This is a genomic window from Paraburkholderia sp. (assembly GCF_034668105.1).
Classification (GTDB): Bacteria; Pseudomonadota; Gammaproteobacteria; order Burkholderiales; family Burkholderiaceae; genus Paraburkholderia.
The window spans coordinates 1-8,339 of sequence record NZ_JAXDPY010000402.1 but is presented as its reverse complement, the minus strand read 5'-3'; the positions used below and the strand labels follow the sequence as shown (position 1 = coordinate 8,339).

Sequence of the window (8,339 nt, the reverse complement as noted above, 5' to 3'; positions counted from 1 at the left end):
CAGGCGGACACGATGCCGGTATATGCACCGCCGATGTCGGTCGACAGCGCCCACGGCAGGACCCCAGCAAAGCCTGCAAACCCCAAGCCGAAGCTCGTCATCAGCACGACGGCCCACGGGTTGTCGAGCAATGTACCGATATACAGAAAAATGGCCGCCAACAAGAAGCCGGCCATGATCACGACGTTGCGCGCCAGGTACAAGGAGCCGCCTTTGCGGAACAAGGCATCGGAAAAGCGCCCGACCGACAGCGCCGAAACAAATATGAAAACCCAGGGTATCGATGCGGCATAGCCCATCGCGTGCAAGCTCATGTGCAGATGCTTTTCGAGAAAGAACGGCATCCAGTAGAGATAGAACTGGATCACATACAAGGCAAAGAAGAAGGTCAGCCCGACGCCCCAGAATGAGCGCGACCGGAATAGCGCACGCCACGGCACGGCGTCGCGCTTCACCTGTCCATCGACTCCCGCAAGAATATAGTCCAGTTCGGCCCGGTTGACGCCCTTATGTTCGGCCGGATGATTGCGCGTCGACCTATACCAGAGTACTGCCGCGACGATACCTAGCAAGCCGCTGACGATGAATATCCATTTCAGGCCGAAAGACTGCAGGATCCAGACCGCTACCGGCGGCGTGACGATCGAGGCGCCATAGGTGCCGGCCGTTTTGACGCCATTCGCAATACCGCGCTCGCGTACCGGAAACCAGTGCAGGTTGTACTGATTCAACGCCGGAAACAGTGGCGCTTCGCTAAAGCCGAAACCCGCGCGTATCACAAGCAACGAAAGAAAGCCGCCCGCGTAACCGGTCAGTATCGTGAAGATCGACCAGGCCAGCACGACCAGGGTCACGCCTAGGCGCGTGCCGATCCGCCGGATCAGCAACGCGCCCGGGATCTGCAACGCCGCATAAGCCGCCGAGAATGCGCTGGTGATCAACCCCATCTGTACCGGTGTCAGCTTCATCGTCTCGAGGATGGATGAGGTGCTGACGGCGATGTTGGAACGATCGATATAGGCGATCAGGCTCAGCATGAATACCAGACCAAGGCCCTGCCACCGCGCTGTGGTTGCGTGTTCGGCCGATGCGTTTGGCACGGCCAGGTTCTGCATTGTCTCCATTGCCCCCTCCAGGGTGTCTTTGTCGGAAAAGCTTTACCGTCCGCTTCCGCGGGGTACGTGTTATATGGGATGGCCCGAGTCGCCGCGCTGTTGTCTGTCAGCGATTTTTCTCTTCGCGTATGGCACCAGTCCGCCGCTTGCCATGATTTCCAGCGCGCTGGCCGACAAGGGCGTCGCAGTAAACGTTGCCCCGCTGGTCTGGTCGACAATCGCGGCGCTTCGCAGGTCGACATGGAGACGATGCCCGGAACTCACACTCGTCGAAATGCCTGGACAGACGAGAATCGGCAAAGCGTTGTTGATCGCGTTGCGCAGGAAATAGCGCGCGAATGAATCGGCGATCACCACGCGGATACCGGAGCCGCGCAGCGCAAAAATCGGCCCCTCGATTGATTTCCCGCCGCCGCCGAAATTCTTGCCGGCCACAACGATTTGATATTGGCCTGCAAGCGCCGCAGCGGCGAACTCCGGATACATGTCGGCAAAGCTGGCCAGCGCCAGGGATTGGCTGTCGAGCGCATTCGAGCTTTTGAAGCGCACCGGCATGATGTCGAGTGCCTTGACATCGTCGCCGACCACAAACGCGGAGCCCGTGATTTGAGTTTCCATATGATCTCCTCTGGACTGCTCTAGAGCGTGCGGGGGTCGGTGATGACGCCACGCAACGCCGAGGCCGCGACGGTTTCGGCCGATGACAGATAGACGAACGATTCTTTGCTGCCCATGCGGCCCAGCATATTTCTGTTCCCGGAACTGATACAGGTTTCGCCCCCGCTCAGGACGCCGCTGTGCTCGCCCATGCATGGACCGCAGCCCGGCGGGAAGAACAGTGCACCCGCGTCGGTCAGGGCGCTGACCGCCCCCGAGTTGAGCGCGCGCTGCCATACCTCTCTCGACGCCGGAATCACCAGGAAGCGCACGCCGGGTGCGATCTTGCGTCCGACTAACATGTCGGCCGCGGCGGCGATATCGTCGAAGCGACCGTTGGTGCAGGTACCGATGACAGCTTGCTGAATCGGTGTGCCCGCCACCTCGCCGACCGGGTGGATGTTGTCGATCGCGTGGGGACATGCCACCAGCGGTTCAATCGCGCCGAGCTCCACTTCCATGGTTTCCAGATAGCGACAATCCCGATCGCTGTACACGGGGGTGAAGGGACGCTGTGCGCGCGCTTCGACGTAGCCGAGGCTGACCGCGTCCGGCTCGATGATGGCCGATTTGGCGCCCATGTCGGAACAGAAATTGGTAAGCGTAAAACGGCCGTCCATTGCAATGGACGCCAGCGCCTCGCCGCCGATCTCGATCGTCTTGTAGACGGCCTTCTTCTCATAGCCGAGCACGTTCATCAAGGTCAGCGCGATGTCCTTGGCCGTCACCCTGGGCCCCAGGCGACCCCGCAATTCGATGCGTATCGTCTCCGGCACCATCAGCCAGGTCTCGCCCAGCGCGACAGCCACCGCCGCATCGGTCTGCCCGACACCGATGACAGCCGCACCGAGCGCGCCGCCCGTGGGCGTATGCGACTCGTTCATCACGATCAGTTCGCCCGGCAGGATCAGGCCTTTCTCCGGCATCACGACGTGCATGATGCCGGTGCCGACGTCGTTCATATCTGTCACCTTGAGCTCGCGTGCGGCGGCCCGGATGTCGGCGTGCGTCTGCGCAATCGCGATATTGCTTGCCGGGCTCTGATGATCCAGCATGATGGCAAACCGCTCGGGCCGCGGTATCTCGGTGACGCCGAGCTTTTTCAGCGTGTTGAGCACCAGTTTGCCCTGCACATCCATGGTCGAAACCTGGTCGACCTTGCAATCGAGAAAATCGCCGGGCTTCACGGTAGCTTTGCCAGCCGCACGCGCCAGGATTTTCTCGGTAATGGTCATGCCCATACGTTAACCTCGATTCGATGTTTTGAAAGACACGGGGCCGCGCCACCGGAATGGGATGCCGTCAAAGCGGATTGGGAATGGCGAGGTCCTGGACCATCTTTGCGCGCTGTGCGCATGCCGCGACCAGAAACGACAGGTCGGTGCCGGTCGAGACATAGCGCGCGCCCATGCCGACAAAATCGGCGATCAGCTGCGGACGCGATGCGAGTCCGCCCACCCCGGCGAACTTGCCGTGCCTGTTGCATGCGGCGATGACGCGCTCATAGGCGTCGCGCACGTTCTCGTGCTCGTACTCGCCGGGGATCCCCATATCCGCGATCAGATCGTTGGTGCCGACAAGGATCAGATCGACCCCGTCCACTGCGGCGATCGCGTCAACCTGCTCGAGCGCGCTCACCGTTTCTATCTGCACCACGACCATGGTGGCGTCATTCAGGGCGGCATTGGCCGCGGCAGTGGGGAAATTGCGGTACTGCAGATGGGGCAGTCCGGAGTTGGCCGAACGCTCGCCCAGCGGCGCGAACCTGGCATATGACACGACCCGTCGTGCATCCTCAGCCGAGAGAATGTGCGGCGCGATGATGCCTTGCGCCCCGCCATCCAATACCCGCGAGATGTATTCCGGTGTTTTGGCCGGTACCCGAACGAGCGGCGCGATGCCGATTTCCAGAGCCGTCATGCAGATTTGCGCGCATGCGTCCAGCGTGATGCTGCTGTGCTCCAGGTCGACATAGAACGAGTCGAAACCGGCGGTCTTCGCGATTCTGGCGATTTCGACGGTGCGCACCAAACGGACCATCATCGACGACGCGACACCTCCCTGGCGCATTTTCTCCTTCAAATTGTTGCGCACGATTGCATTGAGTTCGTTTGACACAGCACCTCCCGATAAGCGTCACACCCAAACAAGGTGAAAATACGAACAATAAAGATTCTCTACATGTGAGAAACTTTATCAATCTTCTCGGAAGAGTGCAAGTCCGTGCAAGCCGTCGGAAGCGTTCATTGCCCGCCCCGAATTCACTTGACGAAATCTGCGATGTCACCGGGCGTCATGTCTTGGCCGTGACGCAGTTCTTGGGCTTTTACGTGGCCGGTATGCTGGCCAGGACGTGGCGTGCCTAAGCGAAAACGCCGGACGGCCCCCAAGGGGAAAGTGGCGCGAGTCGTTCACCCAGCGGGAATGTGGCGCGAGTCGTTCATAATGGAGGTTCATCGGAACCTCACATTCCCCGACTCTTCATGACCAACCGTATTCGCCCATGAGTGGCCTCGCCCGTCTTCTTTCCTTGCTCGATCTTTTCACCCCCGACATGCCAGTGTGGCCATCGGATGCATTGATTGAGCACATGGCCTGCCCTGCGTCGACTGGCTACCGGTATATCAAGGCTCTGCACGAGGCGGGTTTTCTGACCCGCGTGGCCAACGGCTCCTATGCGCTCGGCCCGCGCATTCTCGATCTGGATCGCACGCATCGCGTTTCGGATCCGATTTATGTCGCCGGCACGCCGGTGATTCGACGCCTCGCGCACAAGACCGGCTTTAGCACTTTGTTATGCGAGTTGTTCGGCGATTCCGTGGTATGCGTTCAACGCCAGTTGAATAGCGAAAACCTTGAGAATCTGTTTGATCGCGGCCAGAGTCGGCCTCTATTTACCGGTGCGGCCGCCAAAGCCATTTTGGCGTGGCTGCCAACGCATCAATTGAAAAGTCTGTTCGCCAAGCACCGCGAAGTCATTCAGCGGGCCGCCCTCGGGGACGACTGGGAGAGTTTTCGCAACACGCTGCGGGACATCCGTGCAATGGGCTACGTGCGCACCGTGAGCGAGTTTCATACCGGGATCGCCGCGATCGGCGCGCCGCTTTTTAACCGACAGCGCGACGTGGTAGGCAGCCTCGTTCTGGCGGTGTCCACGCTAGACCTTGATGAGCCCGCGTTTGCCGCCTTGGCGCCCGAGGTCGTCGCTGCCAGCCAGACAGTCACCCGGGCCCTGGCGGAGCCGCATATCAGCGATGTGTTGGCGGCACGCGCGCTATGAACGAATGGCTGTGGCGCAGCGTGAAGTAAAAAAATGGGGTTTTGTCGCGGTAAGGAGCGCGGAGGAACTGCGATCTCTATGCAAAGCACTGCTTATGTTGCCAGGTCGTAGAATTGATCGGCGCCAGACGGATGGGTTCCGCGAGCACATTTCATCTACACAACGTACTCGAGTGCGTCAACGAGTCGAGCAGCCATTCCTCTCAAACATCCTTCGAGGTCGAGCGTCGCGATCGACTCATCGTCGCTCGTCGCGTCAGCAAGACCGGGAAGCCCGGAGACCGAGGTCTTCCGCTCGAATCACGGAGCAGGTTGCGCCTTGGCAGGCAACGTCACGGGCCGGATTCTTGCTATCACTCCCGTGCATCATCAACCAACGCTCATCGCTGGGAACCCACATGCGCCTGCTAAATCGTCTGGCTGTTTCAATGGTTTTGCCGCTGGCCTCCTGCGCGGTCGGACCATCAAGTTCAAGCGATGGGGGCTTCGGCGCGTCGCCCGCCATGCCGGCTCCGGAATCGTCGTTGGTTCCGATGGTCAACATCGCGCCGGTTCAGGCGCGCCCCGACGGTTTCATGCCCACCGCTCCCGCCGGCTTTGCCGTTACCGAGTTTGCCGCTGGCCTCGCGCACCCGCGCTGGCTTTACACGCTGCCCAACGGTGACGTACTGGCAGCGGAAAGCGACGCGCCAAAAGAACACGATGAAGGCAGCGGCCTATTCGGCTGGGTCAGAAAGCAGGTCATGAAGCGCGCAGGCGCCGGTGTGCCGAGCCCCGATTGCATCGTACTGTTGCGCGACGCGGACGGCAGCGGCGTCGCGAGGACGCAGACCGTGTTTCTGCGCGGCCTGCACTCGCCGTTCGGGATGGCGCTCATTGGCAATCAACTCTATGTTGCCGATACGGACGCGCTGCTGCGTTTCGACTATGTGACCGGCGCCACCCAGATTACAAGCCCCGGGGTCAAGGTTGCCGACTTGCCGGCTGGGCCGATCAACCATCACTGGACCAAAAATATCCTGGCCGATCGCTCTGGCGAGCATCTGTACATCACGGTGGGATCGAATAGCAACGTGGGGGAAAATGGAGTCGACGCCGAAGAAGGTCGAGCGCGAATCCTTATGTTCGACATCGACACAGGCCGCTTGCGGCCCTATGCGACAGGATTGCGCAACGCCAACGGACTTGCCTGGCAACCGGATAGCGGCGCGTTGTGGACGGCAGTCAATGAGCGGGACGATCTCGGCAACAATCTTGTCCCGGACTACATGACCGCCGTGAAAGATGGCGCGTTCTATGGCTTTCCCTACAGCTATTACGGCCAGCACATCGACACCCGCGTCAAACCTCAACGCCCCGATCTGGTTGCAAAGGCCATCGCGCCTGACTATGCCCTCGGCAATCATACGGCTTCGCTAGGTCTTGTCTTTTACGACCGGACGCTGTTCCCGGCTCATTATCGTGGAGGCGCTTTTGTTGGTCAGCATGGCTCATGGAACCGTAAGCCGCGTACCGGCTACAAGGTGGTGTTCGTGCGATTTGTCGATGGGAAACCTGTCGGCGTACCTGAAGATTTCCTGAGCGGCTTTCTGACGGCAGACGGCCACGCCGTGGGTCGGCCCGTCGGCGTCGCACTGGACGCGCACGGGGCCTTGCTGGTGGCTGACGACGCGGGTAACGCTGTCTGGCGAGTAGCGCCGCGTAACAACGTCAAATCAGCGGACATCGCGCCGGCAGGCAAATAACACAGCCCTTGGCCGCCTTGCTGCAAAGCCGGGCGGACGCAAGATTGTCGTGCCGATTCGACCCACTCCGCTCCGTCGCCGAATTATCGAACGGCCGCTAACTCAACAATCATCGGCCGTTCGCAAAACCCGTTGACCGTCTCTTCATGGCCGGCTGCTGTGCCCTGCGAATTTCACGTACCGTTCGATCTTGCACGGCGGTGATCGGCAACGCGCGACCCCGGCCCGGACATTCCCCTCGGATTCTGACTGTCCCGTCGCCGGACGTCGCGGCCATTCTCCATCGACGCGAATAGTTGCGCCAGAATCGCCACGACGAACGCGAAGAGCCAGATCAGCCACCTGCAAATCCCGATGGATAGCTGGTGTGTCTCCACAAAACGGATTCACCGAGCTTCATAACTTGACAGACCGCTTTTGTAATCTTGGCCAAGTCGGCATTTTCATCACGATAGCCGTACCAGTCGCCGGTCACGGCATCTTCAATTTTCCTGTTGGCGGGATCGGCCTCGACAAAGCGATTCTGGTGCAAATAGAGGCGTCTCACTGTTTCATCTTGCCGGTAGCGTTCGTACCTGACTCGCCTTGGGGGGACATGCCTTTCTCACGCTGCTGCATCAAGGTCCCGCTTGCGGGCCTGGCGTTGCCGGCGTCCGCGGCCCGGCCCATGCTTTGGCTCTCTGTGCCCGACTGCGGGGTCTGTGAACCCTGGCCTGCGGGTTTCTCGCCGCTACCGTTGGATTGCGCGAACGCGCAAGTGCCAGCAATCAAGGAAATTATGCCCAGTACCGCCACTTTCCGTTCCATTGTCGTCTCCAGTTAGGGTCGCGCTAAGATCGCTGTCTCCTAGCATATGAGTGAGCACGCAACGTACCCGCCGCGGCCTGCGGGCCGCTCGATTTGTACGGCCCCGCATCACGTCGCCGGTCGCCATTCGTCGGCCGTAAGTGTCTGATTCCGGGCGTGAGATTTGCTGCCATAACGGCGTGGTTGCGCGGGATCAGCTGCCCCCATCGGGCGACGTTGTGGCCGCCCCCGATCCAACCGATCCTCCGGAGGTTCACATGGATCGCACCGAACATCCCGGCAATGCCGGCAAGGACCAGCCCTGCCAGTCCTGGTTGCTGCGCGTGTTGCTCACCCTGCTTGGGGTCGCGTGTGTGTCGTGCGGCGGTGGCGGCGGAACGACAGTCAATGCGGGAACAACCGGGGGAGGCGGAGCCGGAGGGGCGGGAAGTTCGGGCGGCGGCACCGGAGGTTCTGGAGGCGGAGCCCCCGGTACCGGCAGCAGTTCCGGTAATCGCGCGGCATCGACCGACGTACTGACCTACCACAATGACCTGGCGCGCACGGGCCAATACCTTGTCGAAACTTCCCTCACGCCGGCCAACGTCAACGCGTCAGGCTTCGGCAAGGTCGCCTTTCTGCAAGCGGACGGCAAGGTCGATGCGCAGCCGCTTTACGTCAGCAACCTCAGCATCGGCGGGGTGGCCCACAATGTCGTCTATGTCGTCACTGAACACGGCAGCGTCTACGCGTTCGA

Annotated in this window: 7 protein-coding genes and 1 pseudogene; 3 read left to right on the top strand and 5 right to left on the bottom strand. The window is 60.8% G+C overall.

Going from position 1 to position 8,339, the window contains the following annotated elements:
• From QOC89_RS17950 to QOC89_RS17935, 4 genes are all read right to left on the bottom strand, one after another.
• Window positions 1-1,124 (bottom strand): MFS transporter (locus QOC89_RS17950; protein WP_323046251.1); only part of this gene is annotated, 1,124 nt, incomplete at its 3' end.
• Between the two features lie 60 nt (window positions 1,125-1,184).
• Window positions 1,185-1,703, bottom strand: coding sequence for a hypothetical protein (locus tag QOC89_RS17945; protein ID WP_323046250.1), 519 nt, complete (start codon window positions 1,701-1,703; stop codon window positions 1,185-1,187).
• 50 nt (window positions 1,704-1,753) lie between these two features.
• Window positions 1,754-3,013: a 3-isopropylmalate dehydratase large subunit gene (locus tag QOC89_RS17940; protein ID WP_323046249.1), complete on the bottom strand. Its 1,260-nt coding sequence runs from the start codon at window positions 3,011-3,013 to the stop codon at window positions 1,754-1,756.
• Window positions 3,014-3,074: 61 nt separating this feature from the next.
• Window positions 3,075-3,890 (bottom strand): HpcH/HpaI aldolase family protein, encoded by an 816-nt coding sequence (locus tag QOC89_RS17935; protein WP_323046248.1) that lies wholly within the window; start codon window positions 3,888-3,890, stop codon window positions 3,075-3,077.
• 385 nt (window positions 3,891-4,275) lie between these two features.
• Between QOC89_RS17935 and QOC89_RS17930 the strand changes: the two genes are divergently transcribed.
• Both QOC89_RS17930 and QOC89_RS17925 read left to right on the top strand, forming a co-directional pair.
• Window positions 4,276-5,052, top strand: a complete 777-nt coding sequence (locus QOC89_RS17930) for an IclR family transcriptional regulator (RefSeq protein ID WP_323046247.1) — start codon at window positions 4,276-4,278, stop codon at window positions 5,050-5,052.
• Between the two features lie 397 nt (window positions 5,053-5,449).
• Window positions 5,450-6,796 carry a sorbosone dehydrogenase family protein gene (locus QOC89_RS17925; protein WP_323046252.1) on the top strand — a complete coding sequence of 449 codons (1,347 nt, stop codon included), beginning with the start codon at window positions 5,450-5,452 and terminating at the stop codon, window positions 6,794-6,796.
• Window positions 6,797-7,130: 334 nt separating this feature from the next.
• Here the strand turns inward: QOC89_RS17925 and QOC89_RS17920 are convergent, their stop codons facing one another.
• Entirely contained in the window at window positions 7,131-7,343 is a 213-nt protein-coding gene (locus QOC89_RS17920) for a hypothetical protein (RefSeq protein ID WP_323046246.1), read from the bottom strand.
• A 517-nt stretch (window positions 7,344-7,860) separates the two neighbouring features.
• Here QOC89_RS17920 and QOC89_RS17915 point away from each other — a divergent pair.
• Window positions 7,861-8,339, top strand: a pseudogene (locus tag QOC89_RS17915) (hypothetical protein); the annotation flags it as partial.